At 62.1% G+C, this 25844-nt stretch carries 17 protein-coding genes and 1 pseudogene; 11 read left to right on the top strand and 7 right to left on the bottom strand.

Going from position 1 to position 25844, the window contains the following annotated elements:
- Positions 1 to 52: 52 nt before the first annotated feature.
- On the bottom strand, positions 53 to 814 hold the full coding sequence (locus V5E97_RS30540; protein ID WP_406701244.1) for an MBL fold metallo-hydrolase: 762 nt from the start codon (positions 812 to 814) through the stop codon (positions 53 to 55).
- A 199-nt stretch (positions 815 to 1013) separates the two neighbouring features.
- Between V5E97_RS30540 and sthA the strand changes: the two genes are divergently transcribed.
- Positions 1014 to 2414: a Si-specific NAD(P)(+) transhydrogenase gene (gene sthA / locus V5E97_RS30535; RefSeq protein ID WP_406695334.1), complete on the top strand. Its 1401-nt coding sequence runs from the start codon at positions 1014 to 1016 to the stop codon at positions 2412 to 2414.
- A gap of 194 nt (positions 2415 to 2608) precedes the next feature.
- Here the strand turns inward: sthA and V5E97_RS30530 are convergent, their stop codons facing one another.
- The 3 genes from V5E97_RS30530 to V5E97_RS30520 all read right to left on the bottom strand — a co-directional run bounded on the left by V5E97_RS30530 (position 2609) and on the right by V5E97_RS30520 (position 6403).
- Positions 2609 to 3751, bottom strand: a complete 1143-nt coding sequence (locus tag V5E97_RS30530; RefSeq protein WP_406695333.1) for a VWA domain-containing protein — start codon at positions 3749 to 3751, stop codon at positions 2609 to 2611.
- A gap of 45 nt (positions 3752 to 3796) precedes the next feature.
- A complete protein-coding gene (locus V5E97_RS30525) occupies positions 3797 to 5224 on the bottom strand; it encodes a sigma 54-interacting transcriptional regulator (RefSeq protein ID WP_406695332.1) in 1428 nt (475 codons plus the stop codon).
- 189 nt (positions 5225 to 5413) lie between these two features.
- Complete coding sequence (locus V5E97_RS30520) at positions 5414 to 6403, bottom strand: ribose-phosphate diphosphokinase (protein ID WP_406695331.1); 990 nt, start codon at positions 6401 to 6403, stop codon at positions 5414 to 5416.
- A 343-nt stretch (positions 6404 to 6746) separates the two neighbouring features.
- Between V5E97_RS30520 and V5E97_RS30515 the strand changes: the two genes are divergently transcribed.
- From V5E97_RS30515 to V5E97_RS30470, 10 genes and pseudogenes are all read left to right on the top strand, one after another.
- Positions 6747 to 8828, top strand: a complete 2082-nt coding sequence (locus tag V5E97_RS30515; RefSeq protein WP_406695330.1) for a thioredoxin-like domain-containing protein — start codon at positions 6747 to 6749, stop codon at positions 8826 to 8828.
- A 977-nt stretch (positions 8829 to 9805) separates the two neighbouring features.
- Positions 9806 to 12325: a DUF1549 domain-containing protein gene (locus V5E97_RS30510; RefSeq protein WP_406695329.1), complete on the top strand. Its 2520-nt coding sequence runs from the start codon at positions 9806 to 9808 to the stop codon at positions 12323 to 12325.
- A 140-nt stretch (positions 12326 to 12465) separates the two neighbouring features.
- On the top strand, positions 12466 to 13833 hold the full coding sequence (locus tag V5E97_RS30505; RefSeq protein ID WP_406695328.1) for a DUF1501 domain-containing protein: 1368 nt from the start codon (positions 12466 to 12468) through the stop codon (positions 13831 to 13833).
- A gap of 410 nt (positions 13834 to 14243) precedes the next feature.
- Complete coding sequence (gene groL / locus V5E97_RS30500) at positions 14244 to 15929, top strand: chaperonin GroEL (RefSeq protein WP_406695327.1); 1686 nt, start codon at positions 14244 to 14246, stop codon at positions 15927 to 15929.
- Positions 15930 to 16033: 104 nt separating this feature from the next.
- Positions 16034 to 16326: pseudogene (gene groES, locus V5E97_RS30495) on the top strand (co-chaperone GroES).
- A gap of 79 nt (positions 16327 to 16405) precedes the next feature.
- Positions 16406 to 18031 (top strand): chaperonin GroEL, encoded by a 1626-nt coding sequence (gene groL, locus V5E97_RS30490; RefSeq protein ID WP_406695326.1) that lies wholly within the window; start codon positions 16406 to 16408, stop codon positions 18029 to 18031.
- 260 nt (positions 18032 to 18291) lie between these two features.
- Entirely contained in the window at positions 18292 to 19446 is a 1155-nt protein-coding gene (dnaJ, locus tag V5E97_RS30485; protein ID WP_406695325.1) for a molecular chaperone DnaJ, read from the top strand.
- A gap of 56 nt (positions 19447 to 19502) precedes the next feature.
- The gene (gene grpE, locus V5E97_RS30480; RefSeq protein WP_406695324.1) at positions 19503 to 20030 is read left to right on the top strand and encodes a nucleotide exchange factor GrpE; all 528 of its coding nucleotides are present in this window, start codon (positions 19503 to 19505) and stop codon (positions 20028 to 20030) included.
- Positions 20031 to 20055: 25 nt separating this feature from the next.
- Positions 20056 to 20355, top strand: coding sequence for an FmdB family zinc ribbon protein (locus V5E97_RS30475; protein WP_406695323.1), 300 nt, complete (start codon positions 20056 to 20058; stop codon positions 20353 to 20355).
- A 2-nt stretch (positions 20356 to 20357) separates the two neighbouring features.
- Complete coding sequence (locus V5E97_RS30470) at positions 20358 to 20558, top strand: DNA gyrase inhibitor YacG (protein WP_406695322.1); 201 nt, start codon at positions 20358 to 20360, stop codon at positions 20556 to 20558.
- A gap of 394 nt (positions 20559 to 20952) precedes the next feature.
- On the opposite strand, the gene V5E97_RS30465 is transcribed toward V5E97_RS30470, so the two are convergent.
- The 3 genes from V5E97_RS30465 to V5E97_RS30455 form a co-directional block, all read right to left on the bottom strand.
- On the bottom strand, positions 20953 to 22164 hold the full coding sequence (locus V5E97_RS30465; RefSeq protein WP_406695321.1) for an aldo/keto reductase: 1212 nt from the start codon (positions 22162 to 22164) through the stop codon (positions 20953 to 20955).
- A gap of 321 nt (positions 22165 to 22485) precedes the next feature.
- Positions 22486 to 24840 carry a TolC family protein gene (locus tag V5E97_RS30460; protein ID WP_406695320.1) on the bottom strand — a complete coding sequence of 785 codons (2355 nt, stop codon included), beginning with the start codon at positions 24838 to 24840 and terminating at the stop codon, positions 22486 to 22488.
- Positions 24841 to 25321: 481 nt separating this feature from the next.
- Positions 25322 to 25600, bottom strand: coding sequence for an Mpo1-like protein (locus V5E97_RS30455; RefSeq protein ID WP_406695319.1), 279 nt, complete (start codon positions 25598 to 25600; stop codon positions 25322 to 25324).
- Positions 25601 to 25844: the final 244 nt, after the last annotated feature.

The following is a 25844-nucleotide window of genomic DNA, read 5'->3' as shown; positions in this document are numbered from 1 at the left end:
AACCGACTTGCGAGAAGAGGCCTCCCTGTCTGCCCTTCCTGACGAATGATAGCTACCACTCGTAGGTCATGCCGAATTGACCGATTTGGAGGTTGGGTAGCTCGAGTTCGCTCAACTCGCGGAGGATCTGCTTGCGGTAACGCGCCTTGATGTGCACGGCGATAATGGCCGCTTTCCGCTTGAGCTTTTGCACCTCGAGCCCGAACAATGCGGGGGTCAGGTGCTTGGAGAGCGCGGCGAGTTCGCTCATTTCGTTGGGGAATGCAGCCTCAAGGAAGACGGCGTCGAGGTGCTCGGCCTGGTTGGCGAAGTCCCAGAGGAGGTCCGTCGGCCCTGTGTCCGAAGCGATCAACACGGCGGACCGAGAATCCTCGATCAAGAAGCCAAGGGTCGGGACGACGTGGTTGACCGAGATCGGGGTGATCTTTACCCCCTCCACTTCGAGCGGCCGTTCCGGCTCAAGACGTTCGAGTCTCAAAAAGGGCGCCGAGCCTTCGGAGAGTGCGATGAAGTCGGGCCAGGTTCGGTCGTTGAAGATGTCGTTTCGGAGGCTTTCCAGAACGGTTTCGCTGCCGTGGATCGTGACGCAATCGGACTTTCCCTCGTAGGCGTTCTCGACGAAGATCGGCAGCGTTGCCGTATGGTCGATATGCGTATGGGAAATCAGAACGTGTTTAACTTTTGCCTGCCTGCTTGGAGCCCCATGGATTCCCAGGCTGCCGGCATCGATGGCCACGGAATCGTTGATCAAGTACGAGATCAAGTACTGACTAGGCTCCTCGCCATCCGTGACGATCGACGATGGCACGAGCATGATTTTCACGTATTGATTCCTCTTAAGGGAGAGCCATCCAGGGTAAACCGGCCCAGCCGAACCGTCAACCTACCAGAGCCTTGGATCGTGCGCGACGACTTGACACGCCTGGAACCGGGGCATAGTCTCATGCCCGGCGGGCCTGCGGAACCGCGGTGCGATCCCTACCCCAACGGTTGAGAGAGCGGGGCCTTCCCTCATGGATTCCAGTAAGTTTGACCTCATCGTGATCGGTTCCGGCCCGGCGGGCGAGAAGGGGGCCGCGCAGGCTGCCTACTTCGGCAAGTCGGTGGCGATGATCGAGAAAGAACCGAGCCTCGGTGGCGCGGCCGCGAATACCGGCACGCTCCCCTCCAAGACGCTGCGCGAGACGGCCTTGTTCCTCTCCGGGTTCCGCAACCGCGACCTCTCCGGAGTGAACCTTAGCATCAAACACAAGGTGACGATCCGCGATTTCCTCGTCCACGAGCAGCATGTCACTCAGGAGGAGCGGGTCCGGATTCTCAACAACCTGTCGCGGCATCACGTCCGGTTGTTCCGCGGCTCGGGCTCGTTCGTCGACCCGCACACCGTCCGGATTCGCTCGAACGATGGGAGCGAGACCCTGATTCAGGGAGACGTCGTCCTGATCGCCGTTGGATCATCACCGTTCCGGCCGCCGATCTACCCCTTCGACGATCCGCGGGTCTGGGATTCAGATACGATCCTCCAACTCCAGCACATGCCCAAGAGCATGCTCGTTGTCGGCGGCGGAGTGATCGGCTGCGAATACGCTTGCATGTTCGCAATTCTCGGCATCGACGTCACCGTGGTCGAGCAGCGTGGTCGAGCGGTCGGCTCGCTCGACGCCGAGATCGCCGCCTCGCTCCAGGCTCAGATGGAGTCGATCGGCATCCGCTTCATCTTTAACGACTCGGTCGAATTCGTTCATGCCGGCGAGGAGATTGACGTCCGGCTCAAGTCGGGCCTGGAATTACAACCAGGGGCGATCCTGGTGTCGTCGGGTCGGAATGGCAATACCCAAGACCTGGGGTTGGATCGGGTCGGAGTCGAGGTCAACGAGCGGGGCGTGGTGCACGTGAACTCACGCTACCAGACCGAAGCGCCTCATGTGTATGCCGCCGGGGACGTCATCGGCTCCCCCGCGCTGGCCTCCACCGCGATGGAGCAAGCCCGCGTCGCGATGGTCAACGCCTTCGACTTGAAGTACAAGAGCGACATGGCCGTGATTCTGCCTTACGGGATCTACACCATCCCTGAGTGCTCGATGGCCGGCGAAACCGAGGAGTCACTCCAGAAGAAGGGGATTCCCTACATCGTCGGCAAGGCCACTTACGACTCGAACGCTCGCGGACACATCATCGGCGATGACAAGGGATTCCTCAAACTCCTCTTCGCGGTCGAAGACATGAGGTTGTTAGGGGTTCACGTCATCGGCGAGCAGGCGACCGAACTCGTCCATGTCGGCCTGACGGCCTTGCTGCTCAAGCAAGGGGCCGACCTTTTCATTCAGACCTGCTACAACTACCCTACACTGACCGAACTCTACAAGTACGCCACCTACGATGCGCTGGGCCGCCGAGCCGCGCTCCCGAAGTAGCAACTCCAAGCGAGATAACAAGATGATGGGCCGTGCCCACCCTACAAAAGATCCCATGTGAATTCTTTTATGATGGGCACGGCCCACCACGGATTCGGCTCGGGATCGCGGAACGGGGCAATCCCTGACCAACCTTGCGGCGACACCCTGGCTTCGTCGACCACTTTTTGAAGCTGTCGCTTGCAAGGCGGCGGTCAGCGGCTCATGCGGCGGCTTCGTCGGCCCCCGACAAAGCTATCGAAGACATATGAGCCGAGGTCGTCGGCTGAGCAATAGGCGGCGACACCCTGCGAGACCCGCGCCATCTCCTCGACGAAGTTGACCAGGCCGAGATAGAAGTAATCTTCGATCAGGGCGAAGCTCGACACCCGGATCCCAGCCGCGGCGCAGCGGCGGACTTCGGCGAGCGTGTGCGAGGCCGACTTCTCCGAGGGGGGATAGATCAGCACCACCTCGCGGCCTTCGAGGTGCGCGGTCGGCTCGCCATCGGTGATGACGATGATCTGCTTGTTCTGCGCCCCTTGCCGGCTCAGGAGGCCTCGCGCCAGGCGAAGCCCCGCATGAATATTCGTGAAGTGCTGAGGAACGCGCTTCGGTGGATTATCGAGGTCGAACCGTAGCCGGACATGACTGTCGAAGAGGCTCACCGGCTTGGGGGCCGAGTTGAGCAACTCGCGTTCGGTGATGCGGTTGGCATACGTGTAGAACCCAACCATCTGCAAGGTGTCTTGCGAGTACTGCGCGCGGACCATCGCCTGGAGTGCCATGGCCACCTTCTTGGTCATGGCGTATTTGCCGTAGCGGCCCATGGAGCCGCTCATGTCGATCAGCACCACCGTGGAGCAGCGCGACTGAAACTCGGTGTCGTGAACGACGTAATCCTCATAGCGCAGGTGGATCGGTGACCCACCCCCCTGGCGGACCAGTCCATTTTTGAGGGTCTCGTGGAGGTCGAGATTCACCAGCGAATCACCGTAGACGTAGGGGCGGGAGTCGTCGAGCCGGACCGTCCCTTCCCCTTTCTGAGGGGTGTCGTGCTTGCCGACCGCGTCGCGCTGAAACGTCTGGAACAGGCTCGATAACGCACTTTCCTGGATCCGCCGAAGTCCCTTGGGACTGACTTGCCACTTTCCTTCGTCGTCCTGCTCGATCAGGCCTTGCTTCTCGATCTGCTGGAGCAGGTCGGGAATCTCGTCCTCCTCGAACTCGTCCAGGTTGCGGAGGACTTGCTCGCCATGCTGGAGGAGATACTCCGACAACTGGTCGAAGGCCTTTTCGGCGGACTGAGGCTGGAACTCTTGAGAGCCGTCCCACTTACTGTATTCGTAGAAAGACACGAGTACTCCTTCCTCAATCGGGCGCGAGCTTGGGGCATTCGTCCACTAGCGTTTGTACGAAGTCGACCCGGACTTGGACGACTTGTTCAGCTTGTTGTGGACATGCAACCCTTCGAGGATGAACTCGGCGGCGGCGGCGACGGAAATATCGCGGGCGTCCGTATCGGTCAGCTCGGGCTGGACCTGGCGGGCGAATTCATCCGCCCGCTTGCGGAGGTGAGGAACCTTTTCGATCCGGGAGAGCACTTCCTTGGCCGAAAGTGTGTCGCCCATCTCGATACCATTGCCCGATTCAAAGTAGCCCACCGCGGCGCGGAACTCGCGAGCGTCGAGGTGCTGAGCGAAGACGTTCTTGACCGCCTCGTCGACGATCCGGCTGATCAGCTTGTCCTCGTTGCCGTCGTCCTCGGACATGGTGAGCTCGAGCTTACCGCGTGAGCTGGTGGCGACATGGGCGAGGTCCGAGATGCGCGGCACGATCCAGCGTTCGCCGCAGAGCAGGGCACGCCGCTCGGAGTTGGAGACGACATTTTCGAGGTTGGCGATCGACATCCGAACCGAGACGCCCGACTGCTGGTTCACGTGCGACGACGACCGCGCCAGTCGCGAGATCTCTTCAATAATCTCTTTGACGTAGATCGGAATGGCCAGCTCGCCACCGGTCCGATCGAGCCAGGCGTTCTGGTCGCTGATCGCGATGCCCAACTCACGAGTCAGCGGGTAGTGGGTGCGGACGACCGACCCGATCCGATCCTTCAGCGGCGTGACGATCCGGCCTCGGTTGGTATAGTCTTCGGGGTTCGCCGAGAAGACCATGCAGAGGTCGAGCGTGAGCCGCACCGGGTAGCCGCGAATCTGAATGTCGCGTTCTTCAAGCACATTGAACAGACCGACCTGAATCTTGGGGGAAAGGTCGGGCAGCTCGTTGATGCAGAAGATCCCGCGGTTGGTGCGCGGGATCAGACCGAAGTGCATGGTCAATTCGTTCGAGAGGTAGCGTCCCTCGGCGTGCTTGATCATATCAATCTCGCCGATCAGGTCCGCGATCGTCACGTCGGGGGTGGCGAGCTTTTCCTGATAGCGTGCGTCGCGGCCGACCCAGTCGATCGGTGTGGCGTCGCCACTGGCGGCGACCCGGTCGCGAGCCTCTTTGGAGAGCGGGGCGTAGGGATGGTCGTGGACCTCCGACCCGGCGATGATCGGCATGGCGTCATCGAGCAGGTGGACAAGCTGGCGGAGCATCCGTGTCTTGGCCTGGCCGCGGAGTCCGAGAAAGAGGATGTCGTGCCGGGAGAGGATGGCGTTCTGGATCTGGGGGACAACCGTCTCTTCGTAGCCCAGGATATCGGGGAAAAGTGGGCGTCCCGCCTGGATCGTGGCGATCAGGTTGCGCCTCATCTCGTCTTTGACGGACTCCATTCGATAACCGCTGGCCCGCAAATCGCCCAGGGTTCTGGGCCGCTCCGTCGCCATTCTGCACCCTCCGGTAGAACTGTCGGCGCGTTCAGGTAACGCCTCCAGTCATGCTAGGCAGCGGTCCTACCGAAGTCAACGCGTTGAAACGAGGCGCAAAGCCAGGCCCGCCGAGGGCGATGGCTGGCCATGGCCCTCGAAGCGAGCTGGGATCGTTGGCGACGATCACGGTCTCGTCCGCGCCAGGCGTCAGAAGTCGAATAGCCGACTGACGCTTTCGCGGCGGTGGATCGACTGAATGGCCTCGGCGAAGAGGCCGGCGACACTGATGATCTTGCAACAAGGGGCGAGGGGCTCGAATCGGTAGCCGATCGTGTCGGTCAGGACCAGCTCCTTGATCGGGCTCCGGGCAATCTTTGCCGCCGATCCCTGGGAGAAGACGCCATGCGAGACACACGCGTAGACGTCGAGCGCCCCGCGCTCTTTGCAGGCATTGGCCATCTCGATGAGGGTGCCTCCCGAGATGGTGAAGTCGTCGACGATCAGAACGTTCTTGCCTTCGACTTCGCCCACGATGTCGAGCATCTCGGCCTGTTCGTCGTGCGAGTGCCGCACCTTGTTGCCGAAGACGACGTTGGTATGCATCATCTTCGCAAACCGGTACGCCTGCTTGCCGAATCCGACGTCGGGCGAGGCCACGACCAGGTCGGGGATCTGCTTCTTGCGGAAGTAGTCGACCAGGACTGGCATGGCATAGAGGTGGTCGACCGGGATCTTGAAAAACCCCTGGATTTGCGGGCTGTGCAGGTCCATCGTCAGCACGCGGTCGGCCCCGGCCGCCTCGATGGCGTCGGCGCAGACCCGGGCTCGAATCGAGACTCGCGGTTCGTCCTTCTTGTCTCCCTTGGCGTAGGAGAAGAACGGGATCACCGCCGTCACCTGGGTTGCGCTGGCGCGTCGGAACGCGTCGATCCAGAAGAGCAACTCCATGAAGTTGTCGTTAACCGGATACTCCGTCCCCTGAATGATGAAGACGTCGCGCCCGCGCACGTTCTCCAGCACCCGGACGAAGACGTTCCCCTCGCTGAAGGTCTTGGTCTCGGATTGAGCCAGTTCGATTCCCAGCTTGGCGCCAATCTCGCTGGCCAGGCCTTTGCTGGCCTTTCCGCTGAAGATTTTGAGCTCACCGAACGGGTCGTTGTCTTTGGACGAGGCGTTGCAGACGAGAGATTTATCCATGCCGGAAGTTCTCGAACTGACCAAAGGCGGGAGAGACAGGGGCCACGGCGACCCGTGGCTCGGTTGGCCTTCGAGGATCGGCCTCGCAACGAGTCCTCGAAGATCGGAAAGCCCGCACCCGGCGCTTGCCACGACGCCTCAACTATACACCAGATCTTAACGATCCAATGGCTCGACTACCAGCCACGTCGAGCCCCACTCTCTTACCGGACCCGAACTCCTCGTGATCGTCTCGATCAAAATAATCCTCCTCGCCCGTCCCTGCGCTGATTACAATATTGATGGAATTACGACTTTCGGAATCCACCGTTACTCCGTGCCGTCTTTGAGAGGATCGCTGGCAATGCGTCAACCGAAGTCCATGGCCCGATGGTTGTTGGGCCTTGTCATGACGTCGTCACTCGTCATGTCAATCGCGGCCTGCATCCTGCAAAATCAGGCGGCGGCGGGTTCCAAGCCCACCGGAAAGCCGGCTTCGCGAACGATTCCAATAGAGCGGACTTCGTTCCTGCAAACGCCCAAGCTGAGCCTGGAAGGAGGCGTGGACTGGATTAACTCCGGGCCGATTCGACTCGAAGAGCTTCGGGGCAAGCTCGTTCTCCTCGACTTCTGGACATACTGCTGCATCAACTGCCACCACGTCCTGCCCGACCTTGCCAAGCTTGAACAGAAGTACAAGGACGAACTCGTCGTGATCGGGGTCCATTCTCCCAAATTCGACGACGAGCGCCAGACCGAGAATATTCGCCGCAAGGTGGCCGAGTATCAAATCAAACACCCCGTGATCAACGACGCCGACCAGGTCCTCTGGAATCGGTTCGGGGCCACTGGCTGGCCGACCATGGTCCTGATCGACGTCGACGGAACTCCCATCGGCAAGGTCAGTGGGGAAGGAAATTACGCGATCCTCGACCACGAAATCGGCCTGCGCGTGGCCAAGCACAAGGCAAAAGGGGACCTGAATACGACCCCGCTCCAGTTTTCCGCCGAGAGCGATAAGCCGGACACCGAGCCACTGCTCTATCCTGGAAAAGTGCTGGCCGACGAGAAGAGCAAGCAACTCTTCATCGCGGACACCGCCCACAACCGGGTCGTCCTGACCGACCTCAACGGTCGGAAGTCAGTCGTGGTGGGATCGGGGGGAATCGGCATGGTCGACGGCGACTACGCCAAAGCAGAGTTCAACCGGCCCCAAGGGCTCTGCCTGGTCGATGACACCCTGTACGTCGCCGACACCGAGAATCACGCGATCCGTGCAATCCATCTCAAGACCAAAAAGGTCACCACCGTGGCGGGCACGGGCCAGCAAGGCCATCGCCGATCCGGAGCGGGAGCGGGGAAGTCGACGAGTTTGAGCAGCCCGTGGGACCTCGTGCTCATTCCCGGCACCAAGACCCTGGCGATTGCGATGGCCGGCACCCACCAAATCTGGCGGTACGATATCCCTTCGGATTCGGTCACTGTCTGGGCAGGGGAGGGCTCGGAGAATATCGAGGATGGCCCCGTTCACACGGCCCTCTTCTCTCAGCCGAGTGGCCTGGCGACCGACGGAAAGAACCTGTTCGTGGCCGACTCCGAGGTCTCCGCGATCCGCGAAATCGTCCTCGACAAAAGAAAGCCGGTGGTCCGCACCATCGTTGGCCAGGGCCTCTTCGTATTCGCAGATGTTGATGGCAAGGGAGATGTCGTCCGCCTCCAGCACTGCCTGGGGGTCGCTTACGGTAACGGCAAATTGTTCATCGCCGATACCTACAACAACAAGATCAAGGTCTGCGACCCCGCAACCCGGACCGTTGAGACCTTGGTCGGCAACAAGCAGCATGGCGATTCCAATGATCCTCCCCGATTCTATCAGCCCGGCGGGCTCAGTGTGGCGGGGACGAACCTCTACGTCGCCGACACAAACAATGGGCTGATCCGGGTGGTCGACCTGGGCGAGAAAACGGTGAAGACGCTCGAGATCAAAGGGCTCAAGCCCCCTGCGCCTCCCAAGCGAAATCCCACTTTCCCGAGGGCGAAGCTCGCCACCTTGAAGATGGCAAAGGTCGCACCTGGCAAAGCGATCAAATTCGAAGTGACCCTCCCCCTGGAGCCTGGCTATAAGATCAGCCCTGACGTTGCCATGCCCTACCTGGTCGAAACTCCCGAGAAAATTGGGATTCTCGCCAAGGGATCCACGACGGGAAAGATTAATCCCCCCGCGGAAGTCTTCACGGTCGACGTTCCACTCGCACAAACAACCAAACTGGGCGATTCATTCACAGTCAAGTTGTCGTTCGGCTCCTTCGTCTGTAGCAAAGACTCGAGCCTGTGCGCGGTCAAGAACTTCGTCTGGTCGATCCCGATCACCATCGCGGCAGATGGTTCGGAGCGAGTCTCGATCAGTTCAGCCGATTTCGAGAAGAGCGAACCGGCCACGGATTAATGCAGTTTCCGCGCATCGGTTGCGTCCCCTGGGATCGCGGGCGTCCCGCCTTCGGTCCCAGGGGATGGAAATACGACCGGCGCTCGTGACGCGAGCGGATCGGTTCGTTCCTTGATTCGACGGCTCGAGATGGCCGTAGGGTCGCGGAACCGCGACGAGCTCGCCAATTCCCAATAAAAAAAGGCCAGCGAAATCGCTGGCCTCAATCGAGAGCGAAAGAAGGGCAGGGGGAGTGTAAAGCAAGGCCTTACACTCGAACCAGGGTGGTTCAGGAGAAGCGGCAGGCTGCCAATTCTCCCGATTTGAAAAGCCACCACTCCACCGTCGAGATTCAACCCTAAATTCAGAACTAAGGCCGTTCTCGACTCGAAACTCAAGTGACCGGGGAGGGGCTCGAACCCTCGACCAACGGATTAACGTACCTCATCGGCTTTCACCGACCCCCTGAAGCCTTCGCATTGAAGGAAAAAGCTCTTCAGGTGTTGAGCGTCTGGACTATCCCATCGCCATCTCAGGCGTGCCGCGTCTAGTCTCTGGGGCCGAGGCCGGCGATCCGCCGGTCCCTTGCCTGCTGATTACCCAATCTTCGCCTTTTCAGACCGTCACGCTTGCCGTTACCGGCGACGTTGTGGTGGCGAAGCTCTCAGGGCGTCCCAGCATACTGCGGCATTCACTCTTCGCGGTTCAGTTTCTTCCCGCGAGAGGCTCCTATTTCTTCGTTCGGCGTTCCGTTGTTGAAGTCCGTTGCTCTACCGACTGAGCTACCCGGTCAGACTGCCCCCATAGAATAAACACCCGCGGCAGGTTCGTCCAGACCCTGCCGCGGATTCAGAGCAGGAATCGCCAAGTCGTTCCCAGAAGGCGCTCCTCTCGACGTCAAAGAAATATTCAACACGAAGGTTGTCGGGGCGGTTTGATGATTGTAGAGTGAACATCGAACCCCTCCGATCGTGGAGGCTGCCAAGGGAGACTCTGCGATGCAACGACGGCGGATGACACGGATTCTTCGCTCAACCTCTTGGTGGATTCCCAGCCGGGCGGCTCGCATCTTTGTGCTCTGGGGACTCTGCACGACCGCTGCTTGGGCCGATCGACCGACGACGGAAGGAGCCGAGCCGGACCCGCTCCGGGTCGTCCCGCCTCGTGTGGTCCTCCGCGGTCCCGACTCGGTCCAGCAACTTGCGGTCGAGATGATTGCCGCGGATTCGGCCGCGCGCGACGCGTCGAGCCAGGCCAAGTTCGTGTCGTCCGACCCCAAGGTCGCGGAAATCGACGCCTCGGGGATGATCTCGGCAAAGGGAGATGGCGCGGCGACCATCACGGTGCGCTCGGGAGAGCGGACGGTCGAGGTGCCCGTGACTGTTACCGAGTTTGCAACGGAGCGGACGGTCAACTTCGCCAACCAGGTCGTGCCGATCTTCACCAAGCTTGGCTGCAACTCCGGGGGATGCCACGGCAAGGCCAGCGGTCAGAACGGGTTCCGGCTCAGCCTGCTCGGCTTCGAGCCGATCCTCGACTACGAAGCACTCGTCAAGGAAGGGCGCGGTCGAAGGCTCTTTCCTGCCCGGCCCGAACAGAGTTTGCTGCTCACCAAGGCCACCGCAACCGTCCCTCACGGCGGCGGGCGCCGGCTCAACCTTGATTCGCAAGAGTTTCGCGTGATCAGCCGCTGGATCGGGGGAGGGATGCCGGTCGGGAAAGCGACCGACCCGACGGTCTCCGGGATCGAGGTCTACCCCGACAGCCGGGTCATGACGCGGGGGACATCGCAGCAGATCATCGTGACGGCCCACTACACCGATGGAACGACCGAGGATGTGACCCGCTGGGCGCAATATCAGTCGAACGACCCGGAGGTGGCCGACGTTGCGGAGGGGGGGAAGGTCGCGACCCGGGAACTCTCCGGCCAGGCGGGCATCATGGCTCGCTACCAGGGGCAGGTGGCCGTCTTCCGCGCCACGGTTCCCCTCGGCTTGCCCATCGTGGCCGCTCCTGAGTTCCGGCCCAACAACCTCATCGACGTCGCGTCACTCAAGCAGTGGAAGGCGCTCGGAATCCTCCCTTCCGAATCGTGCACCGACGCCGAGTTCATTCGCCGCGCCTCGCTCGACATCATCGGAACCCTGCCGACAGCCGAGGAAATCAAGGCATTCGTCGCCGATCCTAGCCCCGAGAAGCGATTGACGATCGTCGATCAACTCTTGGAACGACCGGAATACTCGACGTACTTCGCGATCAAATGGGCCGACATCCTCCGCAACAAGCGCGAGGGCAATGCGAAGGCCCAGCATGGAACCTTCGCCTTCTACGACTGGATCCGCGAAAACCTGGCCCGAAATACGCCTTACGACCAGTTCGTCCGCTCGATTCTCGCCGCCAGCGGCACGCCCGAGACCTCGCCGCCGGTCCAGTGGTATCGCCAGATCAAGGCGGCTGATGCGTTCGTCGACGACTCGGCACAGGTCTTCCTCGGGATGCGGCTCCAGTGTGCTAAGTGCCACCACCACCCGTTCGAGAAGTGGAGTGAGGACGACTATTACGGCTTCGCGGCCTTCTTCGCGCGGATCGGCCGGAAGCCCTCCGCCCAAGCTCAACGGAGCGGCCGGGAAGGCGAGGTGATCTTCACCGCTCGGACCGGCGCGGTCACGCATCCCAAGACGAAGAAAGTCATGAGTCCGAAGGGACTGGGTGGCGAGGTCGTTCCGATCGCGACCAGCGAGGATCCTCGCCAGAAACTCGTCGATTGGATGGCCAATCCGGAAAATCCGTTCTTCGCCAAAGCACTCGTCAATCGCTACTGGGCCCACTTCTTCGGCCGCGGGATCGTCGAGCCGATGGACGACCTCCGACTGACGAACCCCCCTTCGAACCCTGACTTGCTGCATGGCCTGGCCGATGACTTCGTCAAGAACGGCTACGACCTCAAGCGACTGGTCCGCACGATCTGCACGAGCCGGCTCTACGGACTCTCGAGCGTTCCGAACGAGTACAACAGCAAGGACAAGCAGAGTTTCGCCCGCCACTATCCCAAGCGGCTGGGCGCGGAGGTCCTGCTTGACGCCATCTCCCAGGTCTCGGGAGTGCCAACGCCGTTCGCCGGCCTTCCCGCCGGAACTCGGGCCATCGAGTTACCCGACGAAAGTGTTGTCTCGGCCTTTCTCGATACGTTCGGACGCCCCAAGCGAGACACCCCGTGCGAGTGCGAACGGGTCGGAGACGCCAGCCTGGGCCAGAGCCTGATGCTCCTGAATTCAGGTGAAGTTCAAGGCAAGCTGGCCGCGGCCGGCGGCCGCGCTGAGGCCCTCACGAAGGACAGTCGACCCGACGAGGCCAAGGTGGAGGAGTTGTTCTGGGCCGCCTTCGGCCGCGCCCCGTCGAGCGGTGAAACCGCCAGCGCCTTGGCCCATCTCACCGCCCACTCCGACAAGAAGCGTGAGGCGTACGAAGATATCGTCTGGGCCTTGATCAATGCGAAGGAGTTTCAGTTCAACGACTGACGGATAGTCCTTAGGATCCGGGACAGGGCCGTGGTTTCCACGGCCGTTCCCCACTCGGATTCCCCCCCCGCCCTTGAAGCGTTGTTGCCTACCCCCCGTTCGCGTCCCTCGCGACCAGTACCGCCGTGGAGTCACTTCCGATGCTGGAACTGATGGGTCACACTTCGCCTCAAGCATCGAGGCCGAATCGGCGTGCCTTCCTCAAGGCGGGATTTCTTGGCCTCGCCGGCCTCAACCTCGCTGATCTCCTGCGGATCGAGGCCGCCGCCAGCGCGGCGGGACAAGCCAAGGGCCGCGACCTGTCGGTGATCCTGGTCTGGCTCGACGGCGGACCGCCTCAGCATGAAACGTATGACCCGAAGCCCGATGCGCCGATCGAGTTTCGTGGGCCCCTCAACTCGATTGAGACGTCCGTGCCCGGGATCCGGATCTCGGAATTGTTCCCCCAGCACGCTCGAATGATGGACCGGATGTCGATCATCCGCTCGATGCACCACCACACCGGCGATCACTTCGCGGCCGCCCACTGGATGCTCACGGGAGTGCTCGGATCGACGTCCGTGAATCTGGCGCCCCAGTATCCCTCGGCCGGATCGATCATCGCCAAGTTGAAGGGGGCGAAGACGCCGGGCATGCCCGCCTACGTGGGCCTACCCCAGACCCACTCGGTCGGTCTCGCCCCCGGCTACCATGGCGCAGCCTACCTTGGCCTTGGCTACAACCCGTTCTCGGCCGACGGCGATCCCAATTCCGATGCCTACACGGTCCCGAACCTCTCCCCTCCCGCCGGTGTCGACCTACCACGGATTGAGGGCAGGCGCAGCCTCCTGGGCGCATTCGACCACGTCAGGCGTGACGTCGACGCCTCGGGCCTGATGGATGGGCTCGATCAATTCAGCCAGGATGCGTTCACGATGGTGTCCAGCCCCGCCACTCGTGCCGCCTTCGATATCCGCAAGGAGAGCCCGAGGCTGCGCGACCGCTATGGCCGCCATATCTGGGGCCAAAGCGCCTTGATGGCCCGCCGGCTCGTCCAGGCGGGCGTCCGGTTCGTCACCCTGACCTATGGTGGCTGGGACTTCCACTCCAGTCTCGAGTCGGGAATGAAACGGGTCTTGCCGATCGTCGACAATGCCGTCGCCACCCTGGTCGACGACCTCGAAATGCACGGCATGCTCGACTCGACCGTCGTGCTGGTCATGGGAGAGTTCGGCCGGACCCCTCGAATCAACCAAGGCCTGCCCGGCATCGACCCCGTCCCAGGACGCGATCACTGGGGCGAGGTGATGAGCGTACTGGTCGCCGGCGGTGGATTCGCTCAAGGCCGCGTGATCGGCTCCAGCAACTCAAGGGGAGAAGTCCCCAAGGATTGTCCCGTGACCCCGCCAGACCTGCTCGTCACCCTTTATCGTCAGATGGGGATCGACCCCGAAACCAGCTTCAAGAACCGCGCGGGGCGACCAATCACCATCGGTTCGACCGGCAGAGTGATCAACGAACTCTGCTGATCACCCCGCAGAATGGGGTGTTGCGCCCGAATGGCTCGTACCTCCGACCAAGGGGGGCGAGCCGTTTTTTATTCCTACCCAACAAGGGCTCCCGCGAGTCAATACAGGCCACTCCCAACCGTCGACACCCGAGACCGACCGCGGCGAAAAGGGCCGCCCGAAAATGACAAACATGACCGAGGGCTGCCAAAACGGCAGATCCCGGCACGAAGGCCACTCGCTGGGAATAAAGCACAACTCCTTAGTCAAGAGCGACTTAGAATTCGCAAGAAATGACGGTATGCCAGTTGCATTTGGTTCAACGAACTTTAAGTACAAAGGGGAACCGCGCGAGCGGTCGACCCCCGCGTCGTCGTCGGCCTCAGGTACGACGAGTGACGGCTCCCGACCGCGTCGAAGGAGAATCCACCGTGGCGAAGATGATGGCCTACGATGAGGAGGCCCGCCAGAAGCTGGCGAGCGGCGTGACCAAACTGGCCCGGGCCGTCCGGAGCACCCTGGGCCCGCGCGGCCGCAACGCCGTGATCGACAAGGGCTGGGGCAGCCCGACCGTCACCAAAGACGGTGTGACCGTGGCCGAAGAGATCGAGCTGACCGATCCCTACGAAAACATGGGTGCCCAACTCGTCAAGGAGGCTGCCAGCAAGACCTCCGACGCTGCGGGCGACGGCACGACCACCGCCACCGTCCTGGCCGAGGCCATCTTCAAGGAAGGGCTCAAAGCTCTGGCCGCGGGCGCCGATCCGATGGCGCTGAAGCGAGGGATCGAGAAGGCGGTTGAAGCCGTCGTCGAGCACGTGAAGGGGCAGTCCAAGAAGGTCTCCGGCAAGAAGGAGATCACCGAGGTTGCCGCCATCGCCTCGAACAATGACACGATCATTGGCGAGAAGCTGGCCGACGCCTTCGAGAAGGTGGGCACCGACGGTGTCATCACCGTCGAAGAAGGCAAGGGCAACGAGACCACCGTCGACGTTGTCGAGGGGATGCAGTTCGACCGCGGCTACCTCTCCCCCCACTTCGTCACCGACCAGGATCGGATGGAAGTCGTCCTCGAAGACGCCTTCATCTTGCTCTACGAGGAGAAGGTCAGCTCCCCCCAGAAGCTGATCCCCTTGCTCGAGCTGATCGCTCGGTCGAACAAGCCGCTGCTGGTGATCGCCGAGGATGTCGAAGGCGAAGCGCTGGCGACCTTGGTCGTCAACAAGCTCCGCGGCATCCTCAAGGTCGCGGCCGTTAAGGCCCCCGGCTACGGTGACCGCCGCAAGGCAATGCTCGGCGACATCGCCGTTCTCACCGGTGGCAAGGCGATCTTCAAGGACCTCGGCATCGAGCTCGAGAGCATTCAGCTCACCGACCTCGGCCGCGCCCGCAAGATCACCATCGACAGCGAAAACACCACGATCGTCGAAGGCGTGGGCACCCAGGAGGAGATCAAGGGACGGGTCGATATGATCCGCCGCGAGATCACCCAGACCGACAGCGAGTACGACCGCGAGAAGCTCCAAGAGCGGCTCGCCAAGCTCGCCGGCGGCGTCGCCCGCATCAACGTCGGTGCGGCCACCGAGACCGAGATGAAAGAGCGTAAGGCTCTGGTCGAGGACGCCCTGCACGCAACCCGCGCCGCGATCGAAGAAGGGGTCGTCCCCGGCGGCGGCACCGCCCTGATCCGGGCGATCACCTCCCTCGACGCCCTCAAGCTGACCGGCGACCAGGCGTTGGGCGTCAACATCATTCGCCGCGCCCTCGAGCAGCCCGCTCGCTCGATCGCCGAAAACGCCGGCGTCGACGGCGCCGTCGTGGTCAACAAGATCCTCAAGTCCAAGGAAGCCAACTTCGGCTACAACGCCGACACCGGCGCCTGGGGCGACATGTTCGCCGCCGGCATCGTCGACCCCACCAAGGTCACACGCTCGGCCTTGCAGAACGCCGCTTCCGTCGCCGCACTGCTCCTGACCACCGAAGCCATTATCGCCGAGCCCAAGAAGAAGGCGGAAGCCGCCGGTCACCATGATGACCACGGCGGAGGCATGGGTGGAATGGGCGGCATGGGAGGAATGGGTGGCATGGGCGGAATGGGCGGCATGGGGATGATGTGATCCCGGCTGCCCGGCCTGCTTTGGAATAGACGACATTTTCCCCGGAACCACGTTCGGCCCCGTCGGCACGGGGTCGAACCGAACGTGATAAGGAATGCACTCAGATGGCCAAGATTCGCCCGCTCGAAGACCGCGTTGTGATCCAGCAGATTGAGGCTGAGGAGAAGACGGCCGGCGGCATCGTGCTGCCCGACACCGCCAAGGAAAAGCCGCAGCGTGGCCGCGTCCTGGCCGTAGGCCCGGGCAAGTTGCTTGATTCGGGCGAGCGTGCCCCGATCGGCGTGGTTGAAGGGATGAAGTTCTCTTCGGCAAGTACTCGGGTACCGAGATCAAGGTGGACGGCGAGGAAATCAAGATCCTCCGCGAGTCGGACATCCTGGCGAAGATCGTCAAGTAAACGGCCGTGGGGTGGGCGTGCCCACCATTCAATCGATTGGTGGGCCGTGCCCATCCTACAAGAGAAGGACAACTGACCCGTGGCAAAGCAACTGCTCTTCTCCGACGCCGCTCGCCGCAAACTGCTCGAAGGCGTCGATGTCTTGGCCCACGCCGTGGGCACCACGCTCGGGCCGACCGGGCGCAACGTGATTCTCAGCAAATCGTTCGGTGGCCCGACTGTCACCAAGGACGGCGTCACGGTCTCGAAGGAGATCGAGCTGCCGGATCCGTTCGAGAACATGGGCGCCAAGCTGGTCAACGTCGTCGCGTCGAAGACCTCCGACACGGCTGGCGACGGCACGACGACCGCCACCATCCTGGCCCGCGCTCTCTTCCGCGAGGGGCTCCGCAACATCACCTCGGGGGCCAACCCGACGGCCGTCCGCCGCGGGATCGAGAAGGCGGTCGAGGCCGCTGTCACCGAGTTGCGTGACAACCTCTCTCGCCCCGTCTCCAAGAAAGAAGAGATCGCGCAAGTCGGCACGATCTCGGCCAACAACGACGCCGAGATCGGCAACATGCTTGCCGACGCGGTGGAGCGGGTGGGTCGCGACGGCGTGATCACGGTCGAAGAAGGCAAGACCGCGACCACGACGCTCGAGTTCGTCGAGGGCATGCAGTTCGACAAGGGCTACCTCAGCCCCTACTTCGTCACCAGCCCGACGACGATGGAAGTCATCTTCGACGACGCCTTGATCCTTCTTCACGAGAAGAAGATCAGCAGCCTCCGCGAGATGATCCCCCTGCTCGAGAAGGTCGCGCAGTCGGGCAAGCCGCTGCTGATCATCGCTGAGGACGTCGACGGCGAAGCGCTGGCGACCTTGGTCGTGAACAAGCTCCGCGGTGTGCTCAACATCGCCGCGGTCAAGGCTCCCGGCTTCGGTGACCGCCGCAAGGCGATGCTCGCCGACATCGCGATCCTGACCGGCGGGACCGTCATCAGCGAAGACCTGGGCCTGAAGCTTGAGAACCTGACTCTCAAGGACCTGGGAACGGCCAAGCAGATCAAGGTGAACAAAGACAGCACCACCTTGATCCAAGGGGCCGGCAAGAAGACCGACATCCAGAAGCGGATCGACCAGCTTCGCCGTCAGATCGACGAGACGGAAAGCGAGTACGACAAGGAGAAGTTCCAGGAGCGCTTGGCGAAGCTCTCCGGGGGCGTGGCCCTGATCAACGTCGGCGCGGCGACCGAAGCCGCCATGAAAGAGATCAAGGCTCGCGTCGAAGACGCGCTTCATGCCACTCGCGCGGCAGCCGAAGAGGGAATCGTCCCCGGCGGCGGCGTGGCCTTGCTCCGCGTGATCCCGGCCGTCGAAAAGCTTCGCGACACCCTCCAGGGTGACGAGCAGCTCGGCGCCTCGATCGTGCTGCGAGGCCTGGAAGAGCCGATCCGCCACATCGCGTCCAACTCCGGGCACGATGGTGCGGTCGTCGCCGAAGAGGTCAAGTCGCGTGAAGGCGCCGTTGGCTTCAACGCCAACACCGGCGAATACGTCGACCTGTTCAAGGCCGGCATCGTCGACCCCACCAAGGTGACACGTTCGGCCCTGCAGAACGCCGCCTCGATCGCCGCCCTCATGCTCACCACCGAGGCGATGATCACCAACATCAAAGACGACGAGAAAGACGGAGCGACCCGCGTCGAAGGTTCGGTCCGCTAATCGGTTCGCAACCTTCCCGAGGTGATGCCCACTCGCTCCCGAGTGGGCATTTCCTCGGGTCTGTCTCTCTTAATGGATGGCCGGTCATCCCGTGCCACCCATCACATCTCCCGAAACTTGCGCAGGCCTCTCATCCTTGGTTCGCGATACCTTGGTGTCGAGCTGAGCCGGAATTGGGCCGTGTCACGCCTCGGCCCGAGATGATATCCTGGAGCATGCCGGACGCCGCCCCCTGATACCCCAGACCTGAGCGAGACGCCATGCCGATGGCAACCACGAAGCGTGACTATTACGTAATTCTTGAAATCAAGCGCGAAGCCTCTCAGGATGAAATCAAGAAAGCTTATCGGCAACTGGCGCTGAAGAATCACCCCGACAAGAATCCCGGCGACGCCGAAGCCGAAAAACGCTTCAAAGAAGCGGCGGAAGCCTACGAAGTCCTTTCCGACCAGGCGAAGCGCCAGCGGTACGACCGCTACGGCCACGCCGGGCTCGAAGGGGCCGGGGTCCATGACTTTCGCAACGCCGAAGATATCATGTCCGCCTTCGGCGACATCTTTGGCGGCGGCCTCTTCGGCGACCTCTTCGGCCAACGACGCCGAGGACCTCGACCCGGACAGGACCTGCTGTTCAAGCTCGAAATCGACCTCGTCGAGGCGGCCAGAGGCACGACCAAGCCGATCGACGTCAATCGCCAAGAATATTGCGGCGACTGCAAAGGCTCGGGGGCGAAGAAAGGGACCGTGGCCGTCAGCTGCAACTATTGCGGCGGCCAGGGACAGGTCGTCCAGTCGCGCGGTTTCTTCCAGGTGGCGACCACCTGCCCGGCCTGCGGCGGCGAGGGGATGCGCGTCACCGACCCCTGCCCGAATTGCCGAGGCGCGGGCCGTGTCAACGCCGTCGCCCACTTGAAGGTGGACGTACCTCCTGGCGTCGAGAGCGGCATGTGGCTCCAGCTCCGAGGCCAAGGTGAACCGGGTGACCCAGGCGCGACGCGGGGCAACCTGAGGATCCAGATCCTCGTCCGCAAGCATCCGTTCTTCGAGCGGAACCGCAACGACCTGGTCTGCCAGGTCCCGATCAACTTCCCCCAGGCGGCACTGGGCGCGGACATCGAGGTGCCGACCCTCGACGGTCCCGACCGACTGCACGTCCCCAAAGGGACGCAGAGCGGCGATGTGCTCAGGCTCAAGGGGCGCGGGATGCCCGACATCAGCGGGCGAGGACGCGGCGACGAACTCGTCGAAGTCGTCGTGGAAACCCCACGGCACCTGACGCCTCGCCAGGAAGAACTGCTTCGTGAACTGGCCGAGATCGAGCATCTCGACGTCAGTCCAAGACGAAAGAGCTTCTTCGAGAAGCTCCGCGACTACTTCACCGAGGATGCCGACACTGCGGAACCGGGCGAGTCCTGACTTTTCAAGTCGAGGCGAACCGAACCCGCCGCGCAGTCCGCGAGGAGGATATCCGAATGAGCGATACCACGCAGCAAAGCGATAACGACATTGCCGGCGAGCCCAAGCCTAACGCATCCGCGAACGAGGACCTCGGCCAGGTCCAACGCCAGCGCGATGAGTATTTCGATCAGCTCCAGCGCACCCGCGCGGAGTTTATGAACTTCCAGAAGCGATCGAAGACGCAGGCGGATTCCGACCGTGTTTATGCGGTCGGCTCGCTCGCGCGTGACCTGCTCGACGGGATCGACAACCTCGAGCGGGCCAACGAGGCACTGAAGTCAACGGCCTCGGCTGGGATTCACGAAGGCCTTGATATGGTCCACAAGCAATTGCTCGCCATCCTGGCCAAGCACGGTGTCGAGCCGATCGAGGCCCTCGGTAAGCCCTTCGATCCCAACGAGCACGACGCACTCGTCCAGCAGCCCGACGCCCATCACCCCGACGGGACGGTCGTGAACGAGCTCAGCAAAGGCTATCGAATTCGCGATCGCGTCCTCAGGCCCTCCAAGGTCGCTGTATCGGTCAAGCCCGCCCAGTCCTGACGAATCGAACCGAGGTCAATCTTCGATGCCGACCTACGACTATATCTGCGACGCCTGCAACCACGAATTCGAAGCGTTCGAATCGATCAAGGCCGACCCGCAGACCATTTGCCCAGAGTGCAAGGAAGTCAAGCTCCGCCGCAAGATCGGCGGCGGGGCCGCAATCATTTTCAAAGGGTCGGGCTTCTACCAAACCGACTACCGCAGCGACTCGTACAAGAAGCATGCGGCGGCCGATAAGTCGTCGGACTCGTCGTCAAGCTCGTCGACCCCCGCCCCCGCCAAGACCGACGCGCCGAAGCCGTCCAGCAACGGGACCTCTTGAAAATGATCAGGGCACGCTGCCCAACCTGCTCCAAGAGCTACGAGATCGAATCGATCGACAAGTTGCCGAGCTTTCCGTTTTGCTCGGATCGCTGCCGGTTGGTCGACCTCGGACGCTGGATCGACGGGACGTACGCCGTTCCTGAGGACGTGGCTATGCCAACGCCCGCTCCGGATCAAACGGACGATGAGGATGACGGCTGACGAACAAACGATCATTTGTTCGTTCGTCAGTTGTCACGCGTCATGCCCGGCCTTAAGGCTCGTGAGGCACCCACCCGATTTTTGTAGGGTGGGCACGGCCCACCAGGTTTCGCCCCTGAGAAGTCAGGGCGATTGAGCGACCGTTCCTATTTTTGTAGGGAAGGCTTGTCAGCCTTCCGTCCGTGTAGGTAATGGTAGGCTGAAGCCGACTCCACAAAAAAGAAGATAAAGATGGTGGGCCGTGCCCACCCTACAAACACGCGCTTTGAGCGATTGGCCTTTGCCCCATCAGGGTGGGCTTGGGCCCGTTGGCAGACGCGGCGCGGGTACGAACGCCGAAAGACCAGGGTTCGCGGACGAACCCCAGCCCTTCGAGCAAGGACCAGGTCCTGACTCAGCTCATCCGTCGATCGGCAATCTGAACGAGCTGGGCGACGGGCAAGCCGTGGGGGCACGCTGCCTCGGCGGCCGCGAGGTTGGCGGAAGCCAGGTTGCGAGCCTCGGCGGGAAGCGCCTGGTAGAGTGCCCGGGCTTCTTGCCGCTTGCCGTAGGTCTCATAGTAGCGCAAGTAGCGGAGCACGGTGGCTACGGGAACGCCGTGAGCGGCCGTTTCGCACAAGTGGCCGCAGCCGTGGCAGTAGAGCTTCGAGGTCCGCTCGCGATGCTCTTCGAGCAGCCGAGCCTCTTTCGCGGTGATGGGATCGCGGGTCGCTTCGATGTTCTCACGGAGCATGTCGCGATTGATCATCTCGCTCACGACGAGGTGGAACCGCTCGTCGGCGAAGACGGTCTTGATCGCGGCCTGTTCCTTTTTGAACCCCTTGTCCATGAATCCCTTGAAGTGAGGCGATTCGCCGGCTCCCTTGAACTCGTTCGCCCCCCCCTGGGTCTTCATCGCCACCAGGCCGATGTTCGCCTTGGACGCCTTATCCACAGCGCGTTTGAGCTCGTCACGATCCATGGTCCGGTAGTTGTACTGGATCATGATATGGTCGATCCAGCCGCACGCGGCGGCGGCCTCGACGATCTCAACCAGCTTGGAGTCGTGGCAGCTCAGACCGGCGTACCGGATCGTCCCCTTCGCTTTCAATTGATCGAATGCCGACTTCACGGCCGGATCACTGAGCAAGGGAATTTGCACGCCGGTGAACCCGTGCATGAAGTAACTATCAATATAGTCGGTCTGGAGCCGTTCGAGGCTCTCCTTGGCCTTCCTCTCGAAGTAGGAAGACGGCGTGGTGTCGCCGCTGAAGCCGCGTGGGGCTTTCGTCTTGGTGACGAGGAACACGTCCTTACGCTTGTTCGTCCGCGCCAGGACCTCGCCGATGGTTTTCTCTGACTTGCCGTTTTCGTAGCCTTCGGCCGTGTCAATGTAGGTGACACCGGACGCGAGCAGGGCTTGAACGAAGCTAGGAGCGACACTCCAGCTCGACCCCATCCCGAGCCGGGAGACTTTTTGACCGGTCTTCCCGAGGGTGATCATGGGAAGTGCTTTGGGATCGGCCGCCAGCAAGGGGCTAGCCGCCGCCAGGACCGGGCCGGCCGCTGCGGCCGTCTTCAGGAAACGCCGCCGGTTGCCGCCGCAAGAGCCTTGGGAGCCTTCCATCGTATCGACCTTCCAGAACGAGGGATCAGATCAGGCCGCTCCGTTCCGAGTCCGCACGCCGGGCACGGACGAGCCGGATTGCGACTTATTCTGATCGAGTTGGTAGGGCATGGTCAACAAAGTTCCGACAATCGGCGGAGACTTTTCCTCGGGGCCGAACTTCCCCCTGGCTCAGGTTGAGCGCTTGGTCCCTCGCCGACGTCGATACGTCTCTCCACCTTCGATTGGATTGCGTCAAACGAGCAAGGGCCGGACCTTCTTTCTCAAGAAGGTCCGGCCCGGCATCGTTTCCTTCGTGCTCTGACTTCGTGGTCCGCGAGCTTACTGAGGAGGCAGCGGCGGCAGTTCGATCGAGACCGGAAGCGGGGGCAGATCGTTATCCCCTTCGGCAATCGAGGCAGGCGTCGTCGTCGTGGCCGAGGCAGGAATCACCTCGGGCTCGACGGGAGCCGGAACCGACCGCGAAGGCTGCGTGGGCGAGGGAGCCGACCGTGACAGGATGGGCGGCTCACCTGCTGGGACCGTCGGGTTGACGGGCGTCGCGGGCGGACCGAGCGGTCCCACCGGGGCCGGGAGCAGAGGAATCGGTCCCGTCGGTTCGGCTCCGGGCGAGACCATCGGTGCGACCGGGTCAGGACCAGGCGGGCCGGTGATCGGTCGCGGTGCGTAGTTGCCCTCTCCACCCACCGGCAGTTGACGGTGAGCCGCTTGCTGGTCGCGGGCCTGAACATAGGCCTTCTTGGGATGCGGGCCTTCCGCCACGGCGATGTTGTCGTAGGCGAGCAGGGTGCCCTTGGCCTCTTCGAGGGCCACGATCGAGATGTTGTAGGTCGTCTTGAACTGAGCCTCTTGAGCGACCGCACTGGCGTACTGGCTGACAGCGTCCAGGTAGCGGTCGATCGTGATTCGACCTTCCTCGTAGAACGCTCGTTGGGCCTCGAGCCGCTGGGCCGCCGCGGCCCTGAGCCGAGATGCCGTCTTGAACTGCTTGTAGTTGGCGTCGACTTCGAGGAAGAACCGGCTGAGCGAGTGGGTCGTCTGGTGGACGATCTGCTGGAGATAAGCCCGCTGCTTCAGCAGGATGTACTGCGACTGTCGGGTGTTCGCCAGGGGAGCTCTCATGCCCAACGGCATCTGGAACGTGAACCCCACCTGCCAGGACTGAAAGTTGTTGAAGTTGCCCGGCGACGCGTTGAGACCGGCCGCACGCTGCTGCTGGGAGATCAAGGGATCGATCGCCCTGATCGTTCGACCGGTCATGACCGACTCGGCCGAATCTAGGTCGGCTCCCAAGCCGTTGAACTGGTAGAGGGCGTTGAAGTTCAAGACCGGCAAGAGCTGGTTGCGGGAGATCAGGAGCTGGAGCTCGGCCACCCGGACCACGAGTTGCTGGCTCACGATGTCAGGCTGGAACGAGAGCATCTGGGCCACGCTGGAATCCCAGTCGGGCTGGAGCCGAGCCTCGCTCGGGGCGGTGACCGGGACGATCCGGCGGCTGTCCGCCGGCGGAAGGCCCAGGATGTTGCGGAGCTGCCGTTCGGTCGTGATGACGTCGGAGGTCTTGGTCACCAGGTCGAGCCGGAACTGCTCGAGCCGCTGAGTGGCTTCCGCAACGTCGGCCACGGTGCCGCGGCCGACTTCGAGCTCAGACTCTTCACGCTTCTTGATCTCTTCGGCCAGTTCGACCGCCTTCTCACTGCTCCAGAGCTGGACGTGCTGCTGGGCCAGGCTCCAGTACTGCTGTTCGATCGAACGAACGTGAGCCATGATCTCGGCCTTGAACCGCCAGACGGCGGCATCGGCGTTGAGCCGGGCAATCACGATCGGCGCCCGGTTGGCTTCGAGACCGACCGGAGGACCGGCCTGGCCCCCCGCCAACGGAGCACTCCCCAACAAGGGCTGGGTCAAGCTTAATTGAAGGTTGGTCGTATAGGCTGAGGGAGTCGCATTGGTCGGGCTATTGGAATACAGATAGCTGATATTATGCGTCACACCCAGCTGCGCACCGGTGGCCGTCCGCTTCTGAACGCCGGTCTGGAACTGCGCGGTGTCCTGGTCGAAGATGATCGGGAACCGCGAGGCCCCGACGATCGTGCCGGCCGAGATCGCGTTATTGAACGGGGCGACACTATGCCCCCAGAGCAGACTGGTCGTGAAGTTGGTGTCGAACGTCGAGAGCGCCTGAGCGATCTGAGTTTCCTGGATCGCGGGGTCGTAGACAGTCTGGAGCGGACTGGCACCCAGGGCGCTGGCGATGCCCGAACCGGCCCCGTTGTTCAACGGCGTCGGTTCGAAGCCACCGACCGGAATCCCCTGCGCACCGAGTGAGATGACGCGGACAACCTCGGAGTTATCCAGGCCCACCCTAATGGCGTCGGGCAAGGTGAGTTCCCAAATCTCCTGCGCCTCAGGGTCGTTCGTGGTGCGCGGCTTCTGCACCTTGGGCATCGGCAGCGCCATCGAACTACTGAGGAACTGAGCCTGGGTGACTTCCTTGTCCTCATCCCCGATCGTCCCCAAATTTTCATGGGGAACGGCCTTCGATTGGTCAATGTAGGGAAGCCGCTGACAGCCTGAGGAGGCGGCCCAGGCCGCCGCCACCATTGCTGCCTGAGCGAGCCGTTTCTTGATTCGCGTCAATCGCATGGCCAGGCCGTCCTTGACTAAGATCGCCATGTGACGAGTGGTCCCGGGTCGTGAGGGTGAAGGCTCCAGCAACGGAGTTCTTCGATCGCTTGATCCCTACACACCGCGGTCGGCGGCCGGTCGCGTCCATACGTCCGAACCACCTTGGTCCCCGACACCTCGTGATGGCCAAACTGTCGATCCATCTTCAGGGAAATGACTACATCCGCAAACGGTCGAGCCGTTCCCTGAGCGAACTGTCTCCGCAACGGGCCCAAAGGCCCATAACGGGAGTTCGTCCGATCGACCTGTTCTTGATTATCGGTTGTAGCAGAAGTGCAACTTGAAGCGATGGGGCGGATTCTACGGGTTTTGACCAACCTGTCCTAGGCCAACCTCCCCAGCAGTCCGCACAAATGAGCGGACTTTGCCCATCCCCGCTGGAACGGGACGGCCGACACACGTAAATTCCTGCCAGAACGTTGAAATTCGCAGAATCGCAAAAGTCAACAGGTCGTGATTGCCAACCCGCTCAGGCCGCGGTCTGACGAGATTTGCGGGGCGGGGCGACCTCGACGTACGATAAGCCCAGTTTCCGCTTCAAGAGAATCACTTCCCCGGGGTCGGTTCCTTCGAGCGCATGGCCGAGGAACTGGATCATGTAACCGCCGACAAAGAGCACCACGGAAAAGAGGAAGACGGGCAGTGAGAAGAGGTAGGTGTAGATCGGGATCATGAGGATCCCGAGGATCGTCAATGGGATTCCGATCATGTGGAGCACGAAGCTCGTTGGATCTTGGTGCCGAGCCATCCAACTCTGGACTAGTTTCGCGGGTGGGTGAGGGGGGCAGATCATCGATAGTAGGCTCCGACGTTGCGGCCTGGGACGACCAACCTGTTTGGCAGCTTGACGGCGCATCGGGGTGTGGTTACGTTGGTCGCTTCGGACCCAACTAGAATATCCCAATTGGAACGGTGTTCGCAACGCCCAAATCAAGCGTGGACGCGATATTGCGACACCGAACTCTGGACCGCATGGCGGGAGACGGACCGGC

Origin of the sequence: Singulisphaera photorubra (assembly GCF_045290345.1) — a bacterium.
Classification (GTDB): Bacteria; Planctomycetota; Planctomycetia; order Isosphaerales; family Isosphaeraceae; genus Singulisphaera.
This window is presented reverse-complemented; position numbering and strand designations above follow the sequence as displayed.

What these genes read in the sequence shown, in the direction of transcription:
- V5E97_RS30540 (WP_406701244.1), bottom strand. Translation starts at nt 814, where the DNA reads ATGCTCGTGCCATCGTCGATCGTCACGGATGGCGAGGAGCCTAGTCAG.
- sthA (WP_406695334.1), top strand. Translation starts at nt 1,014, where the DNA reads ATGGATTCCAGTAAGTTTGACCTCATCGTGATCGGTTCCGGCCCGGCG.
- V5E97_RS30525 (WP_406695332.1), bottom strand. Translation starts at nt 5,224, where the DNA reads ATGGCGACGGAGCGGCCCAGAACCCTGGGCGATTTGCGGGCCAGCGGT.
- V5E97_RS30520 (WP_406695331.1), bottom strand. Translation starts at nt 6,403, where the DNA reads ATGGATAAATCTCTCGTCTGCAACGCCTCGTCCAAAGACAACGACCCG.
- V5E97_RS30515 (WP_406695330.1), top strand. Translation starts at nt 6,747, where the DNA reads ATGCGTCAACCGAAGTCCATGGCCCGATGGTTGTTGGGCCTTGTCATG.
- V5E97_RS30510 (WP_406695329.1), top strand. Translation starts at nt 9,806, where the DNA reads ATGCAACGACGGCGGATGACACGGATTCTTCGCTCAACCTCTTGGTGG.
- V5E97_RS30505 (WP_406695328.1), top strand. Translation starts at nt 12,466, where the DNA reads ATGCTGGAACTGATGGGTCACACTTCGCCTCAAGCATCGAGGCCGAAT.
- dnaJ (WP_406695325.1), top strand. Translation starts at nt 18,292, where the DNA reads ATGCCGATGGCAACCACGAAGCGTGACTATTACGTAATTCTTGAAATC.
- grpE (WP_406695324.1), top strand. Translation starts at nt 19,503, where the DNA reads ATGAGCGATACCACGCAGCAAAGCGATAACGACATTGCCGGCGAGCCC.
- V5E97_RS30475 (WP_406695323.1), top strand. Translation starts at nt 20,056, where the DNA reads ATGCCGACCTACGACTATATCTGCGACGCCTGCAACCACGAATTCGAA.
- V5E97_RS30470 (WP_406695322.1), top strand. Translation starts at nt 20,358, where the DNA reads ATGATCAGGGCACGCTGCCCAACCTGCTCCAAGAGCTACGAGATCGAA.
- V5E97_RS30465 (WP_406695321.1), bottom strand. Translation starts at nt 22,164, where the DNA reads ATGGAAGGCTCCCAAGGCTCTTGCGGCGGCAACCGGCGGCGTTTCCTG.
- V5E97_RS30460 (WP_406695320.1), bottom strand. Translation starts at nt 24,840, where the DNA reads ATGGCGATCTTAGTCAAGGACGGCCTGGCCATGCGATTGACGCGAATC.
- V5E97_RS30455 (WP_406695319.1), bottom strand. Translation starts at nt 25,600, where the DNA reads ATGGCTCGGCACCAAGATCCAACGAGCTTCGTGCTCCACATGATCGGA.